This is a genomic window from Microvirga sp. 2MCAF35, assembly GCF_052115545.1.
Classification (GTDB): domain Bacteria; phylum Pseudomonadota; class Alphaproteobacteria; order Rhizobiales; family Beijerinckiaceae; genus Microvirga.
Genome location: NZ_JBFRGW010000099.1, coordinates 1 through 880, shown reverse-complemented (window position 1 = coordinate 880; position 880 = coordinate 1). Strand labels below are relative to the sequence as shown.

Annotated in this window: 1 protein-coding gene; it reads left to right on the top strand. The window is 62.2% G+C overall.

The features are described 5' to 3' along the window. The coding region (locus tag AB4097_RS21475; protein ID WP_442043329.1) for an IS3 family transposase at positions 1 to 869 on the top strand (869 nt) is incomplete at its 5' end. Positions 870 to 880 lie beyond the last annotated feature (11 nt).

The following is an 880-nucleotide window of genomic DNA, read 5'->3' as shown; positions in this document are numbered from 1 at the left end:
GCGTGGATCATGTGATCGCAGAACTGGGCCTGTCCGAGCGACGGGTTTGCCGGGTTCTGGGTCAACACCGCTCCACGCAGCGTAAGATCCCGACCGCAGCCGATGACGAGGCGGCCTTGACCGCCGACATCATCGCGCTGGCCCTCCAGTACGGCCGCTACGGCTATCGGCGCATCGCCGCTCTGCTGCGGGAGGCCGGCTGGAAGGTGAACCTCAAACGGGTCGAACGGATCTGGCGACGGGAGGGGCTGAAAGTGCCGCACAAGCAGCCGAAGAAGGGGCGGCTCTGGCTCAATGACGGATCGTGCGTCCGTCTCCGGCCCGCGTATCCCAATCATGTCTGGTCCTATGACTTCGTCGAGGATCGCACGCACAATGGGCGCAAATTCCGCATGCTCAACGTCATCGACGAATTCACCCGCGAGTGCCTGGCCATCCGGGTGAACCGGAAACTGAAAGCCGTCGACGTCATCGATGTGCTCTCGGACCTGTTCATCCTGCGCGGGGTGCCGGGTCATATTCGGTCCGACAATGGGCCCGAGTTCATCGCCAAAGCGGTTCGCGACTGGATCGGTGCTGTGGGCGCAACCACAGCCTATATCGAGCCGGGCAGTCCCTGGGAGAACGGTTACTGCGAAAGCTTCAATGCGAAACTCCGCGACGAACTGCTCAATGGCGAGATCTTCTACACGCTCAAGGAAGCGCAGACGGTGATCGAGAGTTGGCGCCGACACTACAATACAGTGCGCCCTCACTCATCGCTCGGCTACAAGCCACCCGCACCCGAGGTAGTGCTATGGCCGGCTGCGCAACCCAGACCAGCTCCGCAGGCCACACCCACCGTAGCCCCACGACCCATCATGCACTAACATTAACCCCG